A 23,748-nucleotide genomic window follows, 5' to 3' on the forward strand; every position below is an offset into this window, starting at 1 on the left:
ATAAATGGCGCACTTTGTTGCGGAATCGTGGTGTACTTTGCTCCGGAATGGGTGGTGTACTTTCGTCGGAATATCTACTCAAGGTTCAATTTGGATTTCTTGCTCTTGTGATAGCAATAATCAGTTTGGTTTTGTCAAATAGATATATAATATTCTTTTTATATTTTTGTTCTTGTTGCCAATAATATACATTCATCAATGAAAAGACTTAGTGCATATCTACAGCGTGAGGATTTACTTATTTTCAATATTTTTCGAAACAGTTTTTTTTAAATCATCATATATATCATATAAAATTCTTATATTCTCTAAATCAACTGTTTCAATTTCAGAAATAAATTTTTCTTTTTCAATTTTAAATTGCAATGAAATATTAATATTGGTTTCTTGATTTATAATTTTAGAAATCTCTTCATCTTCATATATATACATAAACTCGTCTTCTTCTACATTATACTTAAAATCATTATGTAAAATTTTTATTTCACTTTTAGTATCCCTATATGTCAATTTTAATTTAGATATTTTTAATCTGTGAAAATCATCATCTATTTTGTTTTTTGTTATTAAATCAAATTCTTTATAACAGATTATAAAGCAAAATTTATATCTATCATAGCCTGCATAATATATACTCTTATTTAATTTGTTTAAAATTATTGCAGGAACTATTGTGAATTTATCTTCTTTAAAATGTAATTTATGTGGACTTACTATAGTATCATATAACCAATCTTTATTTTTATTAATTAATAAATTATAATCACTAAATAAAATATTCCAATTGGATGTAAGTTGAGAATAGTAATGAAATTCGCGGTATAAACTATTTGAATTTAGATGTGTTAAAAAAAAATCACTTGTGATATTATTAGGTTTTACCGAATATGAAAAACTTTCGTGTTTATAATTAAGACTTACTTGGCAGTATATTTTCACAATTGCAGTTCCTCCATCAAACAAATTGTCTGGTAATTTATATTCTCGTTCTAGATTTAGCCTGATAAAAATTTTACAATGTGGTAATTTTTTTTCAAATCGAAATAATAATTCATCATCAGTTAATATTTCCATTGGGTAATTAGGTAAAATTTTATTTAAAAATTCTACAATAAACTCTGAAAGCTTATTATGAGGTTGAATAAATTTTTTAACTCCAATTTTCATATTTATTTGTATTAATTATAATCACACTTGAACTTCTTTGTTATTAATTACTCCTCATAGAATTTTTTTAATTCATATACAGGAATTGCAAAACTAAAATTTTGACTATTAGTCATTTTGGCAAAATTAACTCCAATTAAATTCCCCCATTTGTCAACAACTGGACTTCCACTTGAACCTTCAAGTGTTGGAATTGTGTAAAGTATTCTCTCTCCATCATTTTCTTGACTAATTTTTCCACTCGTAAATTGTGATTTAATCCCTTGTTTTGTATTGGCTAATGAAAACCCTCTATTGAATCCAATCATAAATACATCTTCATTAATTTTCACAGGTTTTTTTATATCTCTTTCTTTCGTTTTTTCAGGATTTTCAAAAACATTTGGATTGTTGTCTTTAAAATTAAATATGTTTTTTGGTTTAGTATTGAAGGTTTTATTTTTTGTTTGTATTAAAGCTAAATCAACATTTTCTTTATCCGATAATTTAACAACAATACATTCTTGCATATCGTCAAATTCGGTTACATAAGTATCATTATATGCAATTCCAAGTTTATAAATTACCAATTTAGACGAAGAATTATTAAAATTAACATTGTTGAAAATTTTGTATTTTTCAACTAAATTATCTTTTTGATTTCTCATTAAATCATACGCCGTTTCATATCTTTCTTTCTCATCATAATCCATATTACTCGAGTTTTGAATATAATTAGTTTTTATATTCTCAATTGTATCGTTGCATCTTCTAATATTTTCAATAATATCAGTTTTTACACTTTCATTTAAACTAAATAATTCATTTTTGTAATTTTCGTCTTTTGGATTTGCTACGTGATTATTTGTTATTACCTCCCCACTTTCGGAAATTATGAAACCTGTTCCTGTTGAAAAAGATAAATTCTTCAAGACATCTTCTTTAGTGAAATATATTTTTTTTTCAGAACTGGGGGAATAATAGTAAATAGAGTTATCAACCGTAATCTCATAATAATAATAATTGGCAATTAATACAACACTACTTTTATATTTTTCAAAAATTTTTTCAGGTGCATCTGGTTCAATTACTTTATTACAAGAACTACACAAAATAATTAATCCTATAAAAAAAATATTTTTTTTCATTTGCGTTAGATTTTAAATTTATTTTTATCTTTTTTTCATAATTATTTTACTTAGGGAGGATGTTTTTATCAGGCTTCCCAATTATATAGATATATTTTTTATCAGTATTTTCAGTGGAGTTATAAAATGTTATTTTAGTAAAAGCATCATCGATAGTTGTTTCTCCAGAAGGAGAAGTATAGGTGTAAGATTTTAAAGCTGTGCTATATACTTTGTAGTTTAATTCTCTGTTTTTCCAATTGCTATTTCCTCTTTTGAAATGAAGTATATTCCCGTCGTAATAGATAAATCCATTATTTTTTTCAGATTTTATTTGAATCCACTTATTATCAAGAAAAAGATATTCCTCAATTAGTGAAATAGAATACCCACCATAATTTCCTATAAAAGCACGAACTCCTTTTTTAAGAGAATCTGATTCTTCAAGAAACTTTGCGGTTTCTGTTTTTAGCGTATAGTCAAAACCACCCTTTAACCAATTTACTATGTTTTCTGTTAAGGAATTTGAAGACAAGTCATATCTTTTAGCATAATATGGTTTAACATATTCTAAATAAAAACGATTTTGTATGTTTTGTATTAGATTTTTATCAAGAGACGAATTGTTTACCTGTGTTTTTGCATCATTGATGAAATTGTTTATTCTGGCTGAATTGTTGTCATATCTACCTTTCAGTATTGCAAGAGCTTTCATGGCAAGTGGTACATTCACTTGAGATTCTATTTCTGTTGGGGAATATGCGGGTGATAGATAACTCTGTGAATAACAATTAATGGTAATTAAGAATAATAAAGGGAAAAACAAATGTTTCATAAAACATGCGGGATTAAAGATGAAGCCAAATAGGTTAGTTATTGTTTAATAAAAGAAGTATTAGGCAGTCCTTGAATTGGACTAACTAATTCTATTTCAGTGCTTGTAATCTTTTTAAAGTGAAAATAACTGGTTAGTCCCTGAATTGTGTATGAGAATTTATATTCACTACCAGAAATATCTTCATCAATAGTTACAGATACTCCTAATTTTTTTGTAGCAATTAAATGTTCATTAAGACAGACTTCTAAATTTGAACTTCTAGTACAAAAATCATTTTTCTTAAAAACAACACCAAGTATTTCATTAGACCAAGTTCCTTGAATCCAAGAGGGCGGATTAAATAGGTTTGAAGAATTATCATCATCAGAACTAGATGAACAAGACAATAATAAAAGAGCAGTAAAAACAAAAAGTAATTTTTTCATGATGTTATGAGTTTAAATTTCTGTAATAGTAGGAGTTATAATTTGCATTACTTTACGGGAAACCTCATTGCAACGATATTTTTATAATTATTTTCAAATATAACGCATTTGGATACATAAATGTATCTATCTAAAAAATAAATGTTATGACTTTTGAAAATGGAAATTTCAGAGGAAACTTTTATAACAAATTTAGGTACTCACTTAAGACAATTGCGTGAAAGTAAAAATCTATCGCAACAAGATTTAGCAAACGATTGTAGTATTCCGAAAGTACAAATTGGCAGAATCGAACGGGCAGAAATAAATACTACCGTACGAACTTTAGTAAAAATTGCAAATGCTCTTCAAATCGAGCCAAAAGAGCTATTAAATTTTCAAATGAAATAAGTTATAGGGTTCTTTTAGTTTTTGACTTTACCATACTAAAAATGCGGTTATTGAACGTTATTTATATAATAATAGCAATGTATTTTAAAAATTTAATTTACATCAACTTACAAACGAAACTATTTGAATTTTGCAGTTTTATGTTGTGGTGGTTGGTTTGGGTTTATCAATCAAAATAACCATTATCAACAATATGCGAAGCCCTCTCTTCTCCAGCAATTCTTATATATTTATAAAACTCTTTTTCAGTCTTATGTCCCGAAAAAAGCATAATGTCAAAAACAGGCATTTTCTTTTTATACATATTTGTACAAAAACTTCTTCTTGCAGTATGTGAGTGGATTAATTTATACTTTTGAATAAACTCTTTTTTTTCATTTCCGCCTTTATTACTTACACACTCTATACTTTCATTAACTTCAAGCATTTCGCCAATAATTTTAATGTATTTATTCAAGTCTTTTTCAAGCATTTTTTTGGGTGGCAAACCATTATAACGGTTGTCCATTATGTATTTTATCTTTTTGGTAATCGGGCAGTTTACTTTTACTTTAGTTTTTTTCTGCATGATAGTAAAATAATCTTTTCCGTTAATTTTTTTAATGCTAGATGTTGTTAATCCGTTATAATCTGAAATCCTTTGCCCCGTATAACAACCGATTAAAAAAACATCCCTTGCAAGTTCATAATGCTTTTTATCAGACAAATCAAGTTCAAACATTTTATTTAATTCTTCCTCTGAAAGATAAATTGCAGTTGTTTCTTGAGGTGCTACGCTAAAATCTTTAATATTAAAATCTAAATTATTTATCAATCGTTTTTCGCTGGCTCCGATTAAAAATGTTTTTAAATTCTTTAAATGTTTAGAAATTGTGTTTAATGAAAAATTATTTTCTTCTAAATAGTCTATAAAATTTAAAACAAACCTTTTATCAAAAGAATTAAAGTCGATTTTTTCATTATTATCAATCCCGAAATTTTTCACTTTCAGTAACGTTTGTTTATAAGAACGTTTAGTAATGGGACTAATCTTTTTCTTTTGACTTAAAAACTCTTCACAAAACTCAAAAAAAGTTTTAGGTTTAGCATTATCAACTTTTACATTTTTATTCAAATAAGTATCTAAAAATTCTTTTAAAACCTCATTATTAATAACAATCTGGTCAGCTATTAATCGAGAATATTCTTTTTTAATAACATTCTCAATCTTACTTAAAAATTCATTTACCTCAATTGCATTAATAATGTTCGATTTGGTTTGTTTGATTCTTTGTTTATCAAAATCCCAATCCATAAAACACGATTTGTACCCTGTTGAATATTTAAATCTATTTCCACCATAAGAAAAATGAAGAAAAATTAAACTTTCTTTCTTTTTGTCGTTTTCTAGTTGCTTAATAGATTCCTTAAATGCAAATCTTACTATTCCGTTTGAATTTTCAATAGTCCTAATCATATCTTTTATGTTATACACAAATATAATAAAAATATAAATAGGGTGCTTAAAAGGGTGCTTTAAAATTAAAACTTAATTAAATTTAGCTGTATTCAATTAAATTTAAAAACATTTAAACCCTTTATTTATGGTGATTTAAATGATTAATCAAATTAATATAAAAACCACCAGATTAAAAATAAATGGTACTGGAGGTACCACAAAACCCACTCAAACGAGTGGGTTTTTTGTTTTTATACAAAATCAAAAACAACTTTGTTCAAGACTTGATCTAAAACAACTTTGTTCAAGACTTGATCTAAAACACATTCCTTTCGTCCTTGCGCAAAGCAGTATTACAAGAAACAAAATACTCGTACAGCAATAAAATTCCCCCTCAAAAGACTTCATAAAAGCGCCTTCGTTTCTGGAATCAGTAGTTCTCTCTTGTTTCCAAAAAAATATTTTATTCCGTGTACAAACTCCATAAAAACAGCCCGCACTCTCGTTTAATGCATTGCCTCCATATTCTTTTAATTAAAAACAAATAGGCCTAATTGCAAAAAACACAATCGCACACAAACCCTTTCCTGTCTTTTTAATAATTCCCCTACAAAAAGATTACGCTTCTATGTTTGCAAAAAACACTTTTTAAATAAGTAGGAGAATGAGACTTATAAAAGGATCAACACATACCCCTGAAAAATAAAGACAGAGTAAAAAGAGGTCCTTTTACAATTTAGCTTTGCATTTTTTTTCCGGCAGCAACAGCTCCCACAGTCGCTTTATCTCCCACATTTGAATTGAAAGAAAAAACAGGTATTCCAATACGGATTTCAAAAATCATACCGAGCATCGCCCAGCGGCCATGATACAACTACAACTGGTCTTGGCGTCTTGTAAAGATTTATTTCTTGCTTTCCTTACAAAAAAGGTTCTCAGAATTATCAAAGAGTACTGACAACAAGGAGAAGAATACTCTTATTTTGATGTTTTTATCGGACTACACTGTTCTTTTTTCCTATATTTACTAAAAACCAAACTTCCTTTTTTGCCGGAACAAGCAAATTATGACCAATTGTAACACCAAGAATTAGTTGCCTGTATGCCTTTTCTCTTGAATTAAATAAAAATTAGCGATACCATTACACTATGAAAAAAATTTCCCTGTTACTGCTTTTTATTGCCACGCTGCAAGCCACTATTGCTCAAAACGGAACAGAACCCGTACACCTTACAGATCTGCTAAAAATTAAAACCATCAACAACGTCACACTAACTAAAGACGGAACAAAAGTGGCCTTTACCCTGACCACTATCGAGCCAGACCAGACTAGTACGGAGGATTATAAGTATCGAACCCAGATATATAGCGCATCCACGGCAAACACAGCCGCTCCGTTGCAGTTGACTACTAGCAAAGAAGGTGCTGCAAAACCCGCATGGAGTCCAGACGGAAAGCAGCTTGCTTTTACGCGCTCCGTAGAAGACAAATCTCAAGTTTTTATTTTATCCCTTGATGGAGGAGAATCTATGCAATTGACCAGCCATAAGTACGGCGCAAACAACCCAAAATGGTCTCCAGATGGCAAAAAAATACTTTTTTCATCAAGTCTTTCTCTACAAGAATTAATTGCAGACTCTACCCTAAACAAATCACATGACATACCAACTTGGGCCATGGAAAAACCTGGTTTTACCAATAATGAACATTTGTTACCCAATAGCGACAAACCAAACCCAAATGGGAGCTTATCCCAGATAAGAGCCTATCTTGAAAAAAATGCCGTGGATAAAAAAGCAATCGTCCTAAACAAATTAAACTTTCAAAGTGAGTCGGCTATCTCATCCGAAATGAATTACAATCATTTCTTTGATATCAATGTGACTAAAGATGCTGTGCCACGGCTACTCACAAAAGGATTTTATAGTTTTACCAATGCTGACTATACTCCAGACGGCAAACAACTCATTTTCTCGGGCGATATGGACACCGCAGAAAATCCGGATCGCTCTTTAGAAAGCGAAATTTATTTAGCGGATAGTGATGGGACTAATTTAAAAATGATCTTAGGCGAAAAGGACAAAAGATACAGCAATGCCTCCGTATCGCATTCCGGAAAATGGCTTGCCTTTCTTTTTAGTTCTACTTCTTTCGTCTCAGTCCCTACCTTAGCAATAATGCCAATAAACGGAACCGAAAAAGACATTATAACGATCCCATTTGATCGCAATAAAACAAATCTCATTTGGAGTACTGATGACAAACACCTCTACTTCACTGGACAAAGCAACGGTGGAAATGTCCTGAACAAAGTCACTATTGCCACAAGAAAAGTAGATTCTTTATCGAGCAGTGAGATTGGCATTACCAGTTTTGACATTGCAAACAAAACTCTTGTTTATTCTAAAACAGCGATTTCAAATCCATCCGAACTGTATTTTTCCACTACGGATTTCAAAAAAGAAAGAAAAGCCAGTGCTTTTAATGATTGGGTGCAAACTAAAAAATTATCCTTTCCTGAAAAGAAAACGTTTGTCAACGATTTAGGGATGACCATTGAGTATTGGGTAATGAAGCCTGCCAACTACCAAGCAGGAGAAAAATACCCTTTGTTGCTGGAAATTCATGGAGGGCCATCTGCTATGTGGGGACCAGGTGAAGAAAGCATGTGGCACGAATACCAATATTTTTGTAGCAAAGGATATGGTGTCGTATATAGCAATCCTAGGGGTTCCGGCGGTTATGGTTTAGATTTTTTACGGGGTAACATCAATGACTGGGGCAAAGGTCCTGCAAGCGATGTGCTGACCGCTTTAGATAAAACTATCGATCAAGGCTGGGCTGATCCCGATAAACTATTGATAACCGGAGGTTCTTATGCTGGTTACCTGACGGCTTGGATTATCAGCCATGACAATCGATTCAAAGCCGCCTGCGCACAACGTGGCGTGTACGACCTGAACACCTTTTTTGGCGAAGGGAATGCCTGGAGACTGGTTCCTAATTATTTTGGCGGCTATCCGTGGGAACCCAAAGTGAAAGAAATTCTGGCGAGAGAATCCCCTTTGACATACGTTGAAAACATCAAGACCCCCTTTATTATTTTTCACGGGGGCAATGACCGTCGTACGGGATTCGTTCAGGGAGAAATGATGTATCGCAGTCTCAAGGTTCTGGGGCGTCCCGTTGAATATGTAGTCCATCCGGGAGCAACACACGAAATCACTCGCAATGGCGACAACAGACAGCGAATGGATCAAATGTTGCGAACCTATGAATTCTTTGAAAGATGGATTGCTAAAAAATAAAAAACTCAATTTTAAAATTACGTAGAATAAAAAAATTAAATTAAGTACGTTTATATAAGTATTAACCCGTTGGGTGCAATTATTCAAAACGTCAGTTCGAGTGTTTTTTGTGTAGTAAAACGGAACAAAAAATGTATCGAGAACCGTTTTTAATACTAATTTTCTAGTTCTCGATATAATCCCGCCCAAAAGCGGGATCACTCGAACTGACGAAAATTATCATCAAAAATTAATTGCACCCAACGGGTTAAGTATTAATACTTGTATTTACGTAACAATACTTAATTAATTGGATTATGATTAAAGTAACAGTAGTCGGAAACGGCATCCTAGGATACAAGTTTTGCGAAAAATTTATTACAAAACCCGGACAGGAAAAACATCAAATTACCGTATTTGGAGAAGAGCCCGGACGCGCTTATGATAGCGTTCACTTATATGAATACTTGGTTCAAGGCCGGAAAAATAAGTAATTTTCCAAGCAATAGAGTCGGTTGCCTCAAATACAAAGACAAGCAAATTGCCATCATCAACTTTGAATGCAAAAAAGAATGGTATGCTTGTCAAAACGCCTGCCCTAATAAAATGGAAATGGCTCTTTCCAGAGGAATGTTGAGTTCTATGCGAGATATTCCCAAAACAGCCTGCCACTTGCACAAAAGAACTTTTTCACTTGTGGACGGTACCAATTTAAATGGAGACGATCTAAAAATTGCGACTTATCCTGAAAAAATTATAGGTAACGAGGTATTCGTTGGCTTTTTGGATTAATTATGTATCTTTGATTTTAAACCTTTCAAATGACAATCTTACAATTCCAAAATGCCAGCGCATGGATTGATGCAGAAAATGCACAAGATCCAAATCATGAAATAGACCACTCTGTTTCGCAGCCAAAGGAACTATTGTACTCTAATCGAATGTACGAAAGGCTGATGGATTTTTATCCAAATGCATCCGAAGCTGTTCAAATTTCGGCCAAAGCACAACACATTTGCCGATGGAAAATGCCCCGAGAATCCTATCCAATGGATCGAGTGGGCTATTTAAAATGGCGCGAAGATTTGAAAAAATTTCACGCTAAAACCACTGCTGAAATTTTAGAAAAAGCAGGATATTCCACAGCATTTATTGCACGGGTTTCTTTCCTTATCGAAAAAAAATTACTCAAAAAAGATATCGAAACACAACTCCTTGAAGATGTAATTTGTTTGGTGTTTATGGAATTTTATTTGGATCCTTTTGTTCGAAAACACGACCGAGAGAAAATGAAAAATATCATCTTGAAAACCTGGAATAAAATGTCTGAAAAAGGACAACAGGAAGCCCTAAAAATAAAATTTAGTGCTGAAAATTTCGATTTGATAAAAGAAGCGCTTGGTTTGTAAATCGACATGCTTATGAAAAACAGAGCCACAGCATCTGTTGACAAAGACACCTTCAAAAATCTAAGACGATTCTATCTATTTGCCTTATTGACTATTGTGGTTACGGTTCTGTTAAGTCAACTTCTAATTCAGTCCAACCTCAACCTTCAGTTGAGCGATTCTAAAATAATCAATATTTCGGGTAAACAAAGAATGCTAAGCCAGAAATTGACAAAAGAAATTTTAATTTTGGGATTTATTGCTGATCCCAATACTAAAACCACGAACATTTAGCAGAAGTTGGCTTAATTCATATGAACGGTCGTTTATATGATCCTGTTTTACGTTCTTTTTTAATGCCAGATAATTTTATCCAGCAACCGGAGAATACCCAAAACTACAACCGCTATGCGTATGTGTTGAACAACCCACTAATGTATACCGATCCTAGTGGGGAAATAATTCCTTTTTTGGTTGCAGTTGCTATTGGCGCAGCTGTTTCTGCTACCGTTTATACTTTAACTGCTCTAATGAGCGATGTACCTTTTAGTGTTGGTGGCTTGCTAAAAGCCACTTTTATAGGAGCAGCTAGTGCAGCAGTAACTTTTGGTATAGGTAGTGCTTCTACAGCATTGTTTACTAATTTTTACTCACAAGCAGCTTTTCAAGCTGTTGCTCATGGCACTTTTCAAGGAACAGTGACAGCTATTTCAGGAGGTAAGTTTTGGTCTGGTTTTGCGGCTGGAGCGTTGAGTAGTATTGCGAGTAGTGCTTGGGGAGGAGGTACTAGCCAAACGGAAGGTTTTTCAGCAGAAAACAACTGGGCTTATGGCGCAAAAACGATCAAACACGCAGGTTTAGGAGCAGGAACTGGTACACAGGTATGATCGCTTTTGGTACAGTTGCTGGTGGTGCTGGTGCAGCATTAACTGGAGGAAACTTTTGGCAAGGAGCAGCTACCGGTCTTGTCGTTAGTGGGTTGAATCACGGCTTTCATAACGGTAAAAAGATAAACGATAACGGTGGTGATACTACGGATTATAATTATGATGATGATGGTAATATAATTGGTTCGACTTCTGTAGAATTTAAAGGTGCAATTGCAGGCAATAGTGCATTAAGGGGTTACGGTTTTAAAGGCTTTAGAATGGCTAATGGTGCAATTTCAGAGGATAATAGTTTTGTAGGAGGTTACGCCAGCGGAAAAGTAATTGGGACAGGATTGAATTACCTAGGAAAAGGATTAAATACTTTAAAAATTCCAATTGCAAGATATGTAGGAGCATATATTGGAGAGTTTGCTCCAGCATTAAATAAAGGTTCTGGTTTTAGAATAGGGATATCTAAAGCAAATATACCAGGAGTAAAAGGAACACAAATGGTTTTTAGAGCTACTTATGGTAATAATCAAAATCACTTTTTTAACATCAAAATAGGAAAATGGGGAGGATAATTGATAAAATTAAGGAAGATAGTAAAAATTTAATTTTTATAAAATCTATTCAAAAATTGACATTTGAAACATTAGATAAATTATTCCAAGAACATAACATATCTAATATTAAAATTGAATATGAAATTGGAACTGGAGAGAGAGGTAATTATGAAGATGAAGAAAATCATTTGTTAAAAATTAATTTTGATTATATAGATTTATACACTTTTGAATTTTATCTATATTATGATCAATTAGAGTTTTATATTTTAAAAAACTTAGAAATAGTTGGAAAATGTAATTTAGAAGATTATACCGAAGATGAAAATGAGATGGTTGCTACTTTTATAAAGTATTTAAAGAGAACTTTAATAAAGTTAGAAGTTCCATTTAATGAATAAACAATAAAAGCCGAGCGATGCTCCCCGTACTGGCCCGCGCAGTAATAGCTGCAGAAGCTAGCGCGATGCCTCTGGCTCGTGCCCAGAAGCGCTATCAGACAAAACAAAATTAAACTACATCCTTAAATAAGTTGTAGTTTTTTGTTTTTGGGTAAAATACAAATTGGCGTTGGGTGGCAATAGAACGCCGTCATTTTGATGCTTGGGGAAATTTAGCTAAATTGCAACAAAATGGAGTAGCAATAGTTTTACCTACAGATGGTACCGCTGCAAAATTGCTTTTCTTAGATCGTGGTTATACGAGTCATGAACACCTTTCTGAGGTAGGCTTAATTCATATGAACGGTCGTTTATATGATCCTGTTTTACGTTCTTTTTTAATGCCGGATAATTTTATCCAGCAACCGGAGAATACCCAAAATTACAACCGCTATGCGTATGTGTTGAACAACCCACTAATGTATACCGATCCTAGTGGGGAATTAGGAATTGAAATAGGTATTTTGGGCTTATTAGGTAGTATGGGGCCAGCGGGATTAGCTGTAGGAGGTGCAATTATGGTAGGCTCTGTACTTGCTGCCAAGTGGGATGATTGGAAGATTAAAGATTTCTTCAATGACAATGTTAGTAATGCCGTTAAAGACACAACAAAGTGGTTTGGCAAACAAGGAAAATCAATTGGGAAATTTTTCTCTAATATGTTTAAAAAGTCATCTAAATTTGATGAGTCAAAAGTAACATCTTTAAATTATGCATCCGTAAACACAACCAATACTATTAGCAATAGCTTTACTGCTGGTAGTACGGTTGCCTCTGGAGGGTTTCAAAGTAGTTATAGGGGAAATGGTGCTGCTACCGGTCTTGTCGTTAGTGGATTGAATCTTTTGTCCACTAGAATGAACTCTATTCAAGAGATGCAAAGTGGAGATAGTTATAGTAACAATGGAGAAGTCTTTGGTCGTCAGGAAGAGTTAGAAGGTTACATAAACAATAATATTGGAAATGTTGGTGGTATTGAAAAGGCATTAAGCACTACTATCAATTTAGCAACAGGAGATAATTTACCATCAGGATATAGTTTAGTAGATAATGATATAATTGGACCAAATGGTAGAGCTGGTGGAATAACAGTTCCTAATGGATTTAAATCATCGAAAATTTTTATAGCACCAAGTTTAAAAGGAGATTATTTTGGAAAAGTTGGGGCCGCAAAAATGGGAATTGTTCACGAAATGCTTCACGGTTATCATTTATATAAAGGGTTGGCAAATTATAATAGATATTCTGAATTTGCAACATCAACTTATACATATGCTTATTTAAAAGCTTATGGCAGTCCGAACGGTGCCTCTTACTATTTGTCAAATGTTCAAGCTGTTCCGAGATCATTTAGTTGGAGAAATTTACCTAGCATCATTAATACTGGTTTAAAATGAGAAAAATAATTTTTATATTACCGTTAATTTTTATGTCTTGTATGAAAAAAGATATTACATCAGTTGTAGTACAATACAATATGTCTTCTGAAATTAATCTTTTTAAAGGTTCGTATGTTGTGCATTTTATGAATAAAGACGATGTTTATTATAATTTTCCTATTAGTGAAAAAGAAATAAACGAAGTAAAAAAAGCATATAACAATCAAAGCATCTCAAATTATGAAAAAGAACTTTTAATAGTTGACGATAAACCCTTGATTATGCCTACTTCTGACATTAAATATGTTATTAATTTTTCAAATGGAAATAAACAATCATTTATTATCCGAACTGATTATAAAAAAAATCCGCTGGATATAGAAAAGTATCAAAACTTGAAAGTTTTCATAGAAAAGATAAACAATATAATTAAATCTAAAGAAGAAATTAAAAACGCTAAAAAATCAAATGCTTTATATTTTTAGAGTTTTCAATTAAGATTTTTGGGTAAATGCTAAAAATAAGAACAACAAAAAATCTCGCAATTTGCGAGATTTTTTCGTTTTACAACATTGCTACATTTTTATTAAAAAAGTCTTTAAACTTCTTTGTTGTGAGCATCTTGTCTATAATTTTAAAGACGGTTGTTTTGTCTTCTTCATCGAGCTGTTTTATGAGTCGCATTTGCTCAACGGCTGTTTTCCTTCAATCACAAATTAGGTTGGAATTTTGCCATCATAATTAATAATTTGGTCAGTAGTTAAATTAAAAAGTTGTGACATTTTTTGGAGTTTATCGACTGCTAAGGCTCGTAATCCTTTTTCAATCTTACTATAAGCAGATTTATCTACGCCAATATGTGTGGCTACTTCAATTTGCTTGAGGTTATTCTAACTGGCTCTCGTTTGAAACGAGTGCCTACTTACCTTATAAAAACAAGTCGAAGCGTTTGCAACGCACCTAGCTATAAAAAGTGTAATAAAAAAAGCACTTGCTCAAGCCAAAATGGACCTGGCTTAGAACGCCGTCATTTTGATGCTTGGGGAAATTTAGCTAAATTGCAACAAAATTGAGTAGCTATAGCTTTACCAACAGATGGTACTAGCGCGCGACTAATGATGATGGACAGAGGCTACACCAGCCACGAGCATTTAGCAGAAGTTGGATTGATACACATGAACGGTCGTTTATATGATCCTGTTTTACGTTCTTTTTTAATGCCAGATAATTTTATCCAGCAACCGGAGAATACCCAAAATTACAATCGGTATGCCTATGTGTTGAACAACCCATTAATGTATACCGATCCTAGTGGGGAATTAGGAATTGAAATAGGCATTTTGGGCTTATTAGGTAGTATGGGGCCAGCGGGATTAGCTGTAGGAGGTGCAATTATGGTAGGCTCTGTACTTGCTGCCAAGTGGGATGATTGGAAGATTAAAGATTTCTTCAATGACAATGTTAGTAATGCCGTTAAAGACACAACAAAGTGGTTTGGCAAACAAGGAAAATCAATTGGGAAATTTTTCTCTAATATGTTTAAAAAGTCATCTAAATTTGATGAGTCAAAAGTAACATCTTTAAATTATGCATCCGTAAACACAACCAATACTATTAGTAATAGCTTTGCTGCTGGTAGTACGGTTGCCTCCGGAGGGTTTCAAAGTAATTATGGCGGTGATGGAAGTGGTAGTTTTATGGATTATTTTAGTAAGTTTGTTTATGAAACAGATCAATTTAATCCTTTAGCACTTTTGTGGGATGGAATAAAAGGCAACATTACAGGAACTGACAGACATAATAATGAGTTATCTGGTTTTGAGTCCAATATGAAAATTGTGAGTGCCATTCCTATGACGAAGATAACTAGTATAGTTACGAATGCTTCTGAAAGACTTATTTTTTAATGGTGGTAAAACTTTTGCACAATACAAAATAGCAAGAGGAGGAACTGAAACTTTAGCTAATATACAAACATCCACAGGTGTACAAAGGATTAGCACAGAATTTCATCACTTGTTCGTAACGCAGCGAGTCCAAAGAGCTTATAATTTACCCAATTGGATGGTAAATAATAGATTGAATGTTTTTAAATTAAATACAATTCAACATTCGTTAGTTGATCCGTATCGATATAAGTTTTTGAGATCAGGCATCAAACAAGAAGTAAGATGGTTTGGAAAATATAATTGGTTTACTAAATTTTAATATTATGTTTGGATTATTTAAAAGAACAAAACTTGAGAGCTGGGAAACTAATCTATTAACTAATGTGTTAAACAAGCTTCCTATTAATAATTCAAAATTATTTATTAGTCAAATAAATGATGGATTAGTTAGAGGGGTTTTAATTGGAATGAGTGATATTGATGGTTATATTGGATTTTCGTATAATTCAAAAGTTTATAATAAATTTTACGATAAAAATGGAAGGAATTTTAAACTAGAAAACATTAAGGTATATGATACAAAGCTTTCAAAATATTTGAATCTAACAATTTATTTTTCTTTTGGACTTATAAATGGATATTCTATAGAGGGAAGCAGAAAATATAAACTTGATGTTTCAAAAATTAATACGAGTGGATTTCAAAAAATATATTTTGATACAAATGATTATAATGAGATATCAAACATTTTGACAGTAAGAGAAAGAGAATTAATAAATCCATCTGAAGTATATTTAGTGAAATTAAATAATAAGGATTTTTATCACTTAAAAGATTTGGAAGATGGTGATTTTTTAGGAATGGATATGTACAAAAAAATTTATAAGATTACGCAAGACCCTTTTGAGATAAATCTTATAAATGATAAATTGGAAAACATTTGGTAGTATATCACCGCTTTGGCCCCGCTCCCGCACGAATCCTTTAGTATGGTTCGTGATGTAACTCTAATTTTCTATGTTTACGATAATCTCTAAAAACAATACCTCGATCGCCCCGCTCCCGCACGAATCCTTTCGTGTGGTACGTGAGGTTAGAACAAAAGCTACTAACTTTACGATAAAATCTAGAAACTAGAAACCATGAGTAGAAATTATTAATTTCATAATCTAGAGGGTTTGTATTTTATTAGTTTTGCCGTTGTCGGTTGGCTAGACATATTTACTAGAAATAACTATAAAGACCTATTTATAGACAGTCTTGTTTTTTATCAAAAAACAAGGGATTAGAAATTCATGCTTGGTGCCACTGCTAGTCTGAGCAGAAATTACTAGAAAGGCGAGCGCTTTGCCTCTGACTCGTGCCCAGAATCGCTATCAGACAAAACAAAATTAAACTACCTCCTTAAATAAGTCGTAGTTTTTTGTTTTAGGTAGAATACAAATTGGCGTTGGGTGGCAATAGAACGCCGTCATTTTGATGCTTGGGGAAATTTAGCTAAATTGCAACAAAATGGAGTAGCAATAGCTTTACTGCTGGTAGTACGGTTGCCTCTGGAGGGTTTCAAAGTAATTATAAGGTAAATCTGACAACATTGGATGATGTAAAAAAAGATAAAAACAACCAACTGGATCCTTCAACAGTTGGACAAAATTTACCTCTTTTTGGAGGATACTCTACTTATGCAGGGGGAGATAATCCAATGACTTATTCAAGAAAATATACATATTCATATGTTCCAACAATGATAACCGATTATCCTGCAATAGGTCACGACAGGCGATATGATAATTTAGGAATTACAGGAGCAAGTGGTTTAATTTTTGATACAAGGGCAATAGGTGCGGATTGGAAATTTGTATCAGAACAATTTCAGCTTTTTAATATAATGCCAGATCCAGTAAATAAAGCAAACGCTTTAATACTCGGTATGGGACTTGGAGCTTTTGCATTACCAAAAACTATATATCAAATAACACGTCCAATTGGTTTTTCTGAAATAATTATGTGGTATTATAGAAGCAATAAGGGAGTTACCAATAAGCCAGGAAATTAAATTTTTATGTTATGAAAAAAATGATTTTTATATTTATGTTATTTGCTATTTGTTCTTGTAATCTTGCTTCTGGAAGTTATCCATACGCAGAAGTATATGAATTTGATGTACCCGAAGATAAATTAATAAGGGCTGTAAGCGAGTTTAAGATCAATAATCCAGATTTTATTGTACCGAAAAATATTGGATTAGTTGATGGTAGAAGTAAGGATAAAGGAGATCACTGGTATCATATTTGGTTTTATTATAAAAAAGAAAATCAAATCATTTATACTTGGATTAGAGGAAATGAATTTGCTTTAATAGCGGTGAATGAAGGTACAGAATTAGGGAATTGGAAAGATATCAACAAAGATTTTAATCATTCAGAAAACAAAGATGAGAAGAAAAAATTTGAAGTCCGGATTTTAAATAGGATAAAGGAAAAACTTTAAAATCAGTCTATTTGCGTTAGGGATTGCTGAAAAAATTCTTTTTTGAGGACTTCTCTGGTTAGTTTACTGGGGTCTCTGTTGCTCGTTTGCAACGAGTGCCGGCTTTACTAATAAAATAAATCATAGTGTGTGAAATGCAAATCATTAAAACAAGAGGTAGCTAAAAATTTATTTTTATGTTAAATTCGAACGAAAATGAATATCCGAAATATGCCCAGCAAATGACGCGCTTCTTAATAATTATACAACATCTTCAAAATATGCTAGGGGAAGATATGATTTGCAGGGAGAAACACGAGGAATGCTTTCAAGACAAGGTCAAGCTTTATCGGAAATTATGAAACCAAGAACCGCACAGTTTGAAACTGCAAAGTATTATGCTGAAAATGGAATTACACCAAGTGGAAATCTTCGAGGTGGTATGCGAGTGGCTAAGATTTTTAAGTAAGGAGGTAGAGGACTAGTATTTACTAGTGCAGGGATGTCTGCTTATAATGTTTACAACGCGAATAATAAAACTTTGGCTTTATCACGTGAAGCGGGGGGATGGGTTGGTGCTACTGAAGGTGCTGCGTGGGGATCTTTGATTGTCCCTTGGGGGTACTGTTGCTGGCGGGATAATAGGTAACGGCATTGGCTATTATTATGGCTCTCAAATAGGTGGAACATTGTATCACACTCTAAAACGTTAACCCATGAACAATAAATTTGTTGAGAAATTTAATAAGTTAAATTTAGTTTTAAATAATCATTTCCTATTAAATAATAGTACTGAAATTAGATATTCAAAGGTTTATAGAAAGTCTAAACTAAAATACATTGTTAATAAATCCCCATATTGGATTTTATTATTCGAGAATGATTTAATAGGATTTAGAAAAAAAGAAGTCATCGAAGATTATGCTACTTTTTACTTTTTAAAGTTAAAAGATAAAAGTATTCATATAATAGGAATATTACATAAATACTCTGATGATAATGTTAGAACTGAAAAACTTATTTTTAATAAAAAAATAAGTTTCTTGTTATATTATTTATTGATTAGTAAGTTTAATAAGGCGTGGAAACCGTAATGTTATATTTTATGGTGGATTGTGCGTTTAGTGCAGCCTTAACCATAGTAGCCGTTAGCAATCCAGTCGGTATTATTGCAGTTGGTGCCTATGGTGTTTTCGATTATTACTACGGCGATACATTTTGGAGAAAAACAGGAATTGATAATTAATGAAAAAAAACCTATGAAAAAAGTGTATCATTATATTTTTTATAAATTATATCGCTACATGCTATCTACCCCAAATTCAAATTTAGCAGTAAATGGAGCAGTGATATATTTGTGCATAAGTTTGCTTTTTTATTCAATGACAATTGATTTATTATTAAATAAATTTTTCAAATTGCATCCAATGTCAGGGAACTTATTTATGGCCATTGGTTTGTCTTATGCGTTTTTAATTTATTATTTCAATTATTGGTATTTTAGAAAAGATGGTTTATATCTTAAGATTGAAAAAAGGTTTATAAATGAAAGTGAAAAGCAGAGAGTATTAGGAAATATATTTGTTTCTGTTTTTGTTTTTGGCTCGATTATTATTTTTATGTTAACTGGCTTTTTAGTTAATAAGTATTACGGTGGATTCAAGTAGCTAAATTTTAAATACCATCTGACTCAAGCAGAAATTATTTCAAATGTTAGCATGGTGTTTACCCTATTGTAGAGAGCAGATATAATCAAATCGGTTAATATGATCATCCATATCAAAAATATCTTAAACTAAATAATTTTTTATATTGGGATTTTTCCAAAAGTCTTTCATAAAATTATTTGTGTAAAATTCAAAAGTAATGTTACATTTTAGTCGTTTTCCTAACACGACTTTCTAACGTGTTAAATTTTTTCAATTTTTCTAACACGTTGTTTTTATGCGGTAAATTTTCAATGGTTTTTTACCATATTTAACTATAGCAATCGATTCTGTAAAGTCTTTAGGCGGTAAGGATTGCAAAGTAAAATTTTCTGTCATTGAATGTGATTGATTCACAAAGTTAGAAAACTTATTTTGATATTGTAGTGATTTCAAAAAATACAATTTCTTGAAAAAAATTAAATTCATACCCCCACAAGAACCACCAAAAAGAAAAGTTACCGAGGTAAAATATTTTTTTTGAGGTACTCCCCATCTTTTATTTAAGAACGGAAACCACCATAATAAAATCATTTACACAGAAAACGAAACAAAGACATTTATTTAAGGACAAAAAAACAAACTGCTAAACTTTTATTATTTCAAGTTAAGACTATAGAAACAGACAAAATAATGTTATAAAAATACTGTTTAACAGTTTTTAACTTATTGTATCAATCTAATTATATTACATTAAAATAGGTTCATTTTAGTTTCACAACACGAAACGAAGTTGTTATTAGGTCAACTCTTAAAAACAAAAAACCCAAAACACTAATGATTAGTACTTTGGGTTTTTAAAGTGCGGATAATAGGACTCGAACCTACACGCCTTGCGGCACCAGATCCTAAGTCTGGCATGTCTACCAATTTCACCATATCCGCGAAATTCTGAGTGCAAATATAAGCATTACTTCTTAAGTTCAAAGGAATTTCTTAAAAAATTATTTACTCAGTTTTTTGTACTTTTGAAATTATAAAATTATTAAATAATGGAAAATATTAAAGCATACATTCAAGAACACAAAGACCGCTTTATCAACGAGTTAATCGAATTATTAAAAATGCCCTCCGTGAGCGCAAATCCTGCTTTCTCACTAGATATCATCAATACTGCTGCTGCCGTAAAAGCAAGTTTGGAAAAAGCAGGCTGCGATTTCGTTGAAATCTGTGATACCCCAGGGAACCCAATCGTGTATGGCGAAAAAATAATCGACCCAAGTTTACCAACCATTTTAGTGTATGGCCATTATGACGTACAACCCGCAGATCCTATTGAATTATGGACTTCGCCGCCATTTGAACCCATAATAAAGAACACCGAAATTCATCCCGACGGCGCCATTTTTGCAAGAGGTTCTTGCGATGACAAAGGCCAAATGTACATGCACGTAAAAGCATTGGAATATATGGTTCAATCGAATACTTTGCCGTGTAATGTGAAGTTTATGATTGAAGGTGAAGAGGAAATTGGCTCCAAAAGCTTGAGTTGGTTCGTAGAACGCAATCAGGAAAAACTAAAAAATGACGTGATTTTAATTTCGGACACCGGAATGATTTCTAATCAACAACCGTCGATTACAACAGGATTACGTGGATTGAGTTACGTAGAAGTCGAAGTAACGGGACCAAACCGTGATTTACATTCCGGATTATACGGTGGAGCGGTTGCCAACCCAATCAATATTTTAGCCAAAATGATTGCTTCGCTTCATGATGAAGACAACCACATTACCATTCCTGGTTTTTATGATAATGTAGCAGAATTATCCTTGGAAGAAAGAGCCGAAATGGCCAAAGCGCCTTTTAGCCTTGAAAATTATAAAAAAGCACTCGACCTAAATGACATTTACGGCGAAAAAGACTATGTGACTAACGAAAGAAACTCCATCCGTCCTACCCTTGACGTCAACGGAATCTGGGGTGGTTACACCGGAGAAGGTGCCAAAACCGTTATTGCAAGCAAAGCTTTCGCTAAAATCTCGATGCGTTTGGTTCCTAATCAGGATTGGGAACAAATCACGGAATTATTCACAAAACATTTCATAAGCATTGCTCCTGCCGGCGTTACCGTAAAAGTAAAACCACATCATGGCGGACAAGGTTATGTAACGCCAACAGACAGCATTGGCTACAAAGCCGCGAATATGGCGTATACGGAAACCTTTGGCGTTCCCGCAATTCCCGTGCGCTCCGGGGGAAGTATTCCTATCGTAGCCTTATTCGAAAAAGAACTAAAAAGCAAGACTATTCTAATGGGATTTGGTCTGGACAGTGATGCCATTCACTCGCCAAACGAACACTTCGGGATCTTCAATTACCTAAAAGGAATTGAAACCATTCCGTTGTTTTACAAATATTTTGTAGAACTTTCTAAATAATAGTTAGCGATACCGTCCGTTCGAGTTTTTTTGTAAAGAGAAACGGAACAAAAAAGTATCGAGAACCTACATCCGCTCTAAACAGGGCGGATTTTTTTTGGGCGTTCCCACGCTTCCACTATCGTTCCAGCGTGGTCAGGCTGTCCGTTCTCAATCTTTTTGTTTTTTGAAACAAAAAAATAAAAAGGATTTCCACTCCCATCCTTAACGCAAACCGCTGACTACCAAAATATTTTTCATAAAAATTTGTTTATTTCAATTTATATTCTACATTTGTAGAGCTAACTCTATTTTCGTAGAACAAAATCATTTTATGCGACAAACTGTTATTGTAATCGGCTTGTTATTTTTCCTCTTTAGTTGCAAAACCAATCAAATGAAAAATAAACTTAGAGAAGGACTTTGGATTGAACAATACTCACAGGATAGTTCCCATTATAAATCAATTGGAAAATACAGAAAAGGTGATCCCGTAAAAAAATGGAGTTATTTTTTAAATGGTAGAATCATAAAAAGAGAAAAATACAAAGACAACATCTGCAACACTACTTTTTATCATGAAAATGGAAAAATACAGTCCAAAGGAAAAACAAAAATGGAAACGAGCGATAAGTACGCACATTGGTTTTATTTTGGTGACTGGAAGTTCTTTAATGAACATGGAAAACTAATAACGATAAAGAAATACAAAAACGGAGAATCAGTTTCCGAAATAGAAATTAAATAACATGCAACAATTAACAAACGCCGAAGAACAACTCATGGAACACCTTTGGAAACTCGAGAAAGCCTTCATGAAAGACTTGCTGGAAGCCTATCCAAAACCAAAACCAGCAACCACAACCGTGGCTACCCTATTGAAAAGAATGATTGACAAGCAATTTGTAGCGTATACTGAATTTGGGAACTCCCGGGAATATTATCCATTGGTCAAAAAAACGGATTATTTCTCCAAACACGTCAACGGATTGATAAGTAGTTTTTTCAATAATTCGGCATCGCAATTTGCTTCTTTCTTTACCACCGAAACGAATTTGTCTCAAACGGAACTGGAAGAACTCAAGAAAATAATCGACAGTGAAATTCAAAAAAAGAAAAAATGAGCGACTTTCTAATCAAATCGACAATCACTTTATTTGTGCTACTGGCAGTGTATTATTTGTTTTTGGAAAAAGAAAAAACACACGTTTTCAATAGGTTTTACCTGTTGTTCAGCCTTGTTTTTTCCATGGTGATTCCCTTTATTACTATTGAAGTTATTCAGGAAATACCACAACCTGCAGTCAATCCAGGAAATATCCAAATACTGCAAGGAAACGCTGTAGTACTTGAAGAAACAAACTATCTAGCAATAGGATTATGGAGTTTATATGCCGTAGTAACATTCGTTTTGGTGATACGTTTTTTCAGTAATATTATCAAGATTTCGTCTAAAATGAAGTCGAATACAGCAATTGCCTATAAAAACGCAAAACTGGTTTTGGTTCCCGAAAAAACACTTCCGCACACGTTCCTGAATACTATTTTCATCAATAAAACGGAGTACAACAACCGTGAAATTGAAGCCGAATTGTACACACACGAGCTCACGCATGTAACTCAAAAACACACTTTGGATATTTTATTCATCGAACTATTGAAAATCGTTTTTTGGTTCAACCCAATTTTTATTTTTTACAAAAAAGCAATACAACTCAATCACGAATTTCTTGCCGATGAGAAAGTCGTGACCTCCTATAACAATGTTCCGTTCTACCAATCCTTATTACTATCGAAAGCGAACGAGAACCAAACTTTTTACTTGGCCAGTAATTTGAATTATTTAATAACTAAAAAACGATTACTTATGATGACAAAAACCACATCAAAAACAGAAGCTTTATTAAAAAAAGTAATGCTCATGCCGATTGTAGCTACATTATTATTTTTATTATTGTCCCGTCCTGAAATAGCGATACACAAAAAGTATCCTAATGGAAAAACATGAAGAAACACGCTATGTGAAGCGG

The 23,748-nt window shown here is 32.7% G+C and carries 28 protein-coding genes, 1 tRNA gene and 1 pseudogene; 23 read left to right on the forward strand and 7 right to left on the reverse strand.

The window, feature by feature from the left end:
* Positions 1-234: 234 nt before the first annotated feature.
* From EKM00_RS14200 to EKM00_RS14215, 4 genes are read right to left on the reverse strand one after another with little or no spacing between them, the layout of a single operon-like run.
* On the reverse strand, positions 235-1,167 hold the full coding sequence (locus tag EKM00_RS14200; RefSeq protein ID WP_126516629.1) for a hypothetical protein: 933 nt from the start codon (positions 1,165-1,167) through the stop codon (positions 235-237).
* Between the two features lie 47 nt (positions 1,168-1,214).
* Positions 1,215-2,294 (reverse strand): trypsin-like peptidase domain-containing protein, encoded by a 1,080-nt coding sequence (locus EKM00_RS14205; protein WP_126516630.1) that lies wholly within the window; start codon positions 2,292-2,294, stop codon positions 1,215-1,217.
* Between the two features lie 46 nt (positions 2,295-2,340).
* The gene (locus EKM00_RS14210; RefSeq protein ID WP_126516631.1) at positions 2,341-3,108 is read right to left on the reverse strand and encodes a hypothetical protein; all 768 of its coding nucleotides are present in this window, start codon (positions 3,106-3,108) and stop codon (positions 2,341-2,343) included.
* Between the two features lie 38 nt (positions 3,109-3,146).
* Complete coding sequence (locus EKM00_RS14215) at positions 3,147-3,536, reverse strand: hypothetical protein (protein ID WP_126516632.1); 390 nt, start codon at positions 3,534-3,536, stop codon at positions 3,147-3,149.
* A gap of 159 nt (positions 3,537-3,695) precedes the next feature.
* Between EKM00_RS14215 and EKM00_RS14220 the strand changes: the two genes are divergently transcribed.
* Positions 3,696-3,926 carry a helix-turn-helix domain-containing protein gene (locus EKM00_RS14220; protein ID WP_126516633.1) on the forward strand — a complete coding sequence of 77 codons (231 nt, stop codon included), beginning with the start codon at positions 3,696-3,698 and terminating at the stop codon, positions 3,924-3,926.
* Positions 3,927-4,092: 166 nt separating this feature from the next.
* Here EKM00_RS14220 and EKM00_RS14225 read toward each other — a convergent pair whose 3' ends face one another.
* Positions 4,093-5,382, reverse strand: a complete 1,290-nt coding sequence (locus EKM00_RS14225) for a site-specific integrase (protein WP_126516634.1) — start codon at positions 5,380-5,382, stop codon at positions 4,093-4,095.
* Positions 5,383-6,513: 1,131 nt separating this feature from the next.
* Here EKM00_RS14225 and EKM00_RS14230 point away from each other — a divergent pair.
* From EKM00_RS14230 to EKM00_RS14270, 9 genes and pseudogenes are all read left to right on the forward strand, one after another.
* Positions 6,514-8,673, forward strand: coding sequence for a S9 family peptidase (locus EKM00_RS14230; RefSeq protein WP_126516635.1), 2,160 nt, complete (start codon positions 6,514-6,516; stop codon positions 8,671-8,673).
* A gap of 420 nt (positions 8,674-9,093) precedes the next feature.
* Positions 9,094-9,444 carry a nitrite reductase (NAD(P)H) small subunit gene (locus EKM00_RS14235; protein ID WP_126516636.1) on the forward strand — a complete coding sequence of 117 codons (351 nt, stop codon included), beginning with the start codon at positions 9,094-9,096 and terminating at the stop codon, positions 9,442-9,444.
* 29 nt (positions 9,445-9,473) lie between these two features.
* Positions 9,474-10,061, forward strand: a complete 588-nt coding sequence (locus EKM00_RS14240) for a DUF4202 domain-containing protein (protein WP_126516637.1) — start codon at positions 9,474-9,476, stop codon at positions 10,059-10,061.
* Positions 10,062-10,073: 12 nt separating this feature from the next.
* Positions 10,074-10,334 (forward strand): type IV pili methyl-accepting chemotaxis transducer N-terminal domain-containing protein, encoded by a 261-nt coding sequence (locus tag EKM00_RS14245; RefSeq protein WP_126516638.1) that lies wholly within the window; start codon positions 10,074-10,076, stop codon positions 10,332-10,334.
* Positions 10,322-10,502, forward strand: a pseudogene (locus EKM00_RS15275) (RHS repeat domain-containing protein); the annotation flags it as partial. The gene EKM00_RS14245 and the pseudogene EKM00_RS15275, both read left to right, overlap by 13 nt.
* A gap of 421 nt (positions 10,503-10,923) precedes the next feature.
* Positions 10,924-11,493, forward strand: a complete 570-nt coding sequence (locus EKM00_RS14255) for a hypothetical protein (RefSeq protein WP_126516640.1) — start codon at positions 10,924-10,926, stop codon at positions 11,491-11,493.
* Positions 11,481-11,876: a hypothetical protein gene (locus tag EKM00_RS14260; RefSeq protein WP_126516641.1), complete on the forward strand. Its 396-nt coding sequence runs from the start codon at positions 11,481-11,483 to the stop codon at positions 11,874-11,876. The genes EKM00_RS14255 and EKM00_RS14260 overlap by 13 nt, the downstream gene beginning before the upstream one ends.
* Positions 11,877-12,049: 173 nt before the next feature.
* The gene (locus EKM00_RS14265; protein WP_126516642.1) at positions 12,050-13,312 is read left to right on the forward strand and encodes an RHS repeat domain-containing protein; all 1,263 of its coding nucleotides are present in this window, start codon (positions 12,050-12,052) and stop codon (positions 13,310-13,312) included.
* Positions 13,309-13,779, forward strand: a complete 471-nt coding sequence (locus tag EKM00_RS14270) for a hypothetical protein (RefSeq protein ID WP_126516643.1) — start codon at positions 13,309-13,311, stop codon at positions 13,777-13,779. The genes EKM00_RS14265 and EKM00_RS14270 overlap by 4 nt, the downstream gene beginning before the upstream one ends.
* A 231-nt stretch (positions 13,780-14,010) precedes the next feature.
* Here EKM00_RS14270 and EKM00_RS15230 read toward each other — a convergent pair whose 3' ends face one another.
* Positions 14,011-14,169 (reverse strand): helix-turn-helix domain-containing protein, encoded by a 159-nt coding sequence (locus tag EKM00_RS15230; protein ID WP_199734711.1) that lies wholly within the window; start codon positions 14,167-14,169, stop codon positions 14,011-14,013.
* A gap of 240 nt (positions 14,170-14,409) precedes the next feature.
* Between EKM00_RS15230 and EKM00_RS14280 the strand changes: the two genes are divergently transcribed.
* The 9 genes from EKM00_RS14280 (at position 14,410) to EKM00_RS14305 (ending at position 19,319) form a co-directional block, all read left to right on the forward strand.
* Entirely contained in the window at positions 14,410-15,201 is a 792-nt protein-coding gene (locus EKM00_RS14280) for an RHS repeat domain-containing protein (RefSeq protein ID WP_233592312.1), read from the forward strand.
* Between the two features lie 269 nt (positions 15,202-15,470).
* A complete protein-coding gene (locus EKM00_RS14285) occupies positions 15,471-16,130 on the forward strand; it encodes a hypothetical protein (RefSeq protein ID WP_126516644.1) in 660 nt (219 codons plus the stop codon).
* Between the two features lie 507 nt (positions 16,131-16,637).
* Positions 16,638-16,766, forward strand: coding sequence for a hypothetical protein (locus EKM00_RS15110; protein WP_255416655.1), 129 nt, complete (start codon positions 16,638-16,640; stop codon positions 16,764-16,766).
* An 11-nt stretch (positions 16,767-16,777) separates the two neighbouring features.
* Entirely contained in the window at positions 16,778-17,239 is a 462-nt protein-coding gene (locus EKM00_RS14290) for a hypothetical protein (protein ID WP_126516645.1), read from the forward strand.
* Between the two features lie 11 nt (positions 17,240-17,250).
* Positions 17,251-17,673 (forward strand): hypothetical protein, encoded by a 423-nt coding sequence (locus EKM00_RS14295; protein WP_126516646.1) that lies wholly within the window; start codon positions 17,251-17,253, stop codon positions 17,671-17,673.
* 301 nt (positions 17,674-17,974) lie between these two features.
* Positions 17,975-18,121: a hypothetical protein gene (locus tag EKM00_RS14755; protein ID WP_158614903.1), complete on the forward strand. Its 147-nt coding sequence runs from the start codon at positions 17,975-17,977 to the stop codon at positions 18,119-18,121.
* Positions 18,122-18,368: 247 nt separating this feature from the next.
* A complete protein-coding gene (locus tag EKM00_RS14300; protein WP_126516647.1) occupies positions 18,369-18,746 on the forward strand; it encodes a hypothetical protein in 378 nt (125 codons plus the stop codon).
* Positions 18,746-18,898, forward strand: coding sequence for a hypothetical protein (locus EKM00_RS14760; protein ID WP_158614904.1), 153 nt, complete (start codon positions 18,746-18,748; stop codon positions 18,896-18,898). Before EKM00_RS14300 ends, EKM00_RS14760 begins: the two co-directional genes overlap by 1 nt.
* Positions 18,899-18,911: 13 nt before the next feature.
* A complete protein-coding gene (locus EKM00_RS14305) occupies positions 18,912-19,319 on the forward strand; it encodes a hypothetical protein (RefSeq protein WP_126516648.1) in 408 nt (135 codons plus the stop codon).
* Between the two features lie 842 nt (positions 19,320-20,161).
* Here the strand turns inward: EKM00_RS14305 and EKM00_RS14310 are convergent.
* Positions 20,162-20,243, reverse strand: a tRNA-Leu gene (locus EKM00_RS14310).
* A gap of 107 nt (positions 20,244-20,350) precedes the next feature.
* Between EKM00_RS14310 and EKM00_RS14315 the strand changes: the two genes are divergently transcribed.
* The 4 genes from EKM00_RS14315 (at position 20,351) to EKM00_RS14330 (ending at position 23,726) form a co-directional block, all read left to right on the forward strand.
* The gene (locus EKM00_RS14315) at positions 20,351-21,739 is read left to right on the forward strand and encodes a dipeptidase (RefSeq protein ID WP_126516649.1); all 1,389 of its coding nucleotides are present in this window, start codon (positions 20,351-20,353) and stop codon (positions 21,737-21,739) included.
* Between the two features lie 376 nt (positions 21,740-22,115).
* Entirely contained in the window at positions 22,116-22,466 is a 351-nt protein-coding gene (locus EKM00_RS14320) for a hypothetical protein (protein WP_233579243.1), read from the forward strand.
* A gap of 1 nt (position 22,467) precedes the next feature.
* Complete coding sequence (locus EKM00_RS14325) at positions 22,468-22,842, forward strand: BlaI/MecI/CopY family transcriptional regulator (RefSeq protein ID WP_126454249.1); 375 nt, start codon at positions 22,468-22,470, stop codon at positions 22,840-22,842.
* Positions 22,839-23,726: a M56 family metallopeptidase gene (locus EKM00_RS14330; RefSeq protein WP_126516650.1), complete on the forward strand. Its 888-nt coding sequence runs from the start codon at positions 22,839-22,841 to the stop codon at positions 23,724-23,726. The genes EKM00_RS14325 and EKM00_RS14330 overlap by 4 nt, the downstream gene beginning before the upstream one ends.
* Positions 23,727-23,748: the final 22 nt, after the last annotated feature.

This window comes from Flavobacterium sp. RSP15 (assembly GCF_003968755.1).
GTDB lineage: Bacteria > Bacteroidota > Bacteroidia > Flavobacteriales > Flavobacteriaceae > Flavobacterium.

Coding starts and splice junctions, on each gene's coding strand:
- EKM00_RS14295 (WP_126516646.1), top strand. CDS start 17,251: ATGAAAAAAATGATTTTTATATTTATGTTATTTGCTATTTGTTCTTGT.
- EKM00_RS14755 (WP_158614903.1), top strand. CDS start 17,975: ATGCTTTCAAGACAAGGTCAAGCTTTATCGGAAATTATGAAACCAAGA.
- EKM00_RS14280 (WP_233592312.1), top strand. CDS start 14,410: ATGATGATGGACAGAGGCTACACCAGCCACGAGCATTTAGCAGAAGTT.
- EKM00_RS14245 (WP_126516638.1), top strand. CDS start 10,074: ATGAAAAACAGAGCCACAGCATCTGTTGACAAAGACACCTTCAAAAAT.
- EKM00_RS14220 (WP_126516633.1), top strand. CDS start 3,696: ATGGAAATTTCAGAGGAAACTTTTATAACAAATTTAGGTACTCACTTA.
- EKM00_RS14320 (WP_233579243.1), top strand. CDS start 22,116: ATGAAAAATAAACTTAGAGAAGGACTTTGGATTGAACAATACTCACAG.
- EKM00_RS14255 (WP_126516640.1), top strand. CDS start 10,924: ATGATCGCTTTTGGTACAGTTGCTGGTGGTGCTGGTGCAGCATTAACT.
- EKM00_RS14225 (WP_126516634.1), bottom strand. CDS start 5,382: ATGATTAGGACTATTGAAAATTCAAACGGAATAGTAAGATTTGCATTT.
- EKM00_RS14205 (WP_126516630.1), bottom strand. CDS start 2,294: ATGAAAAAAAATATTTTTTTTATAGGATTAATTATTTTGTGTAGTTCT.
- EKM00_RS14315 (WP_126516649.1), top strand. CDS start 20,351: ATGGAAAATATTAAAGCATACATTCAAGAACACAAAGACCGCTTTATC.
- EKM00_RS14200 (WP_126516629.1), bottom strand. CDS start 1,167: ATGAAAATTGGAGTTAAAAAATTTATTCAACCTCATAATAAGCTTTCA.
- EKM00_RS14300 (WP_126516647.1), top strand. CDS start 18,369: ATGAACAATAAATTTGTTGAGAAATTTAATAAGTTAAATTTAGTTTTA.
- EKM00_RS14270 (WP_126516643.1), top strand. CDS start 13,309: ATGAGAAAAATAATTTTTATATTACCGTTAATTTTTATGTCTTGTATG.
- EKM00_RS14330 (WP_126516650.1), top strand. CDS start 22,839: ATGAGCGACTTTCTAATCAAATCGACAATCACTTTATTTGTGCTACTG.
- EKM00_RS14325 (WP_126454249.1), top strand. CDS start 22,468: ATGCAACAATTAACAAACGCCGAAGAACAACTCATGGAACACCTTTGG.
- EKM00_RS14235 (WP_126516636.1), top strand. CDS start 9,094: ATGATAGCGTTCACTTATATGAATACTTGGTTCAAGGCCGGAAAAATA.
- EKM00_RS14760 (WP_158614904.1), top strand. CDS start 18,746: ATGTTATATTTTATGGTGGATTGTGCGTTTAGTGCAGCCTTAACCATA.
- EKM00_RS14210 (WP_126516631.1), bottom strand. CDS start 3,108: ATGAAACATTTGTTTTTCCCTTTATTATTCTTAATTACCATTAATTGT.
- EKM00_RS14260 (WP_126516641.1), top strand. CDS start 11,481: ATGGGGAGGATAATTGATAAAATTAAGGAAGATAGTAAAAATTTAATT.
- EKM00_RS14215 (WP_126516632.1), bottom strand. CDS start 3,536: ATGAAAAAATTACTTTTTGTTTTTACTGCTCTTTTATTATTGTCTTGT.
- EKM00_RS14305 (WP_126516648.1), top strand. CDS start 18,912: ATGAAAAAAGTGTATCATTATATTTTTTATAAATTATATCGCTACATG.
- EKM00_RS14240 (WP_126516637.1), top strand. CDS start 9,474: ATGACAATCTTACAATTCCAAAATGCCAGCGCATGGATTGATGCAGAA.
- EKM00_RS14230 (WP_126516635.1), top strand. CDS start 6,514: ATGAAAAAAATTTCCCTGTTACTGCTTTTTATTGCCACGCTGCAAGCC.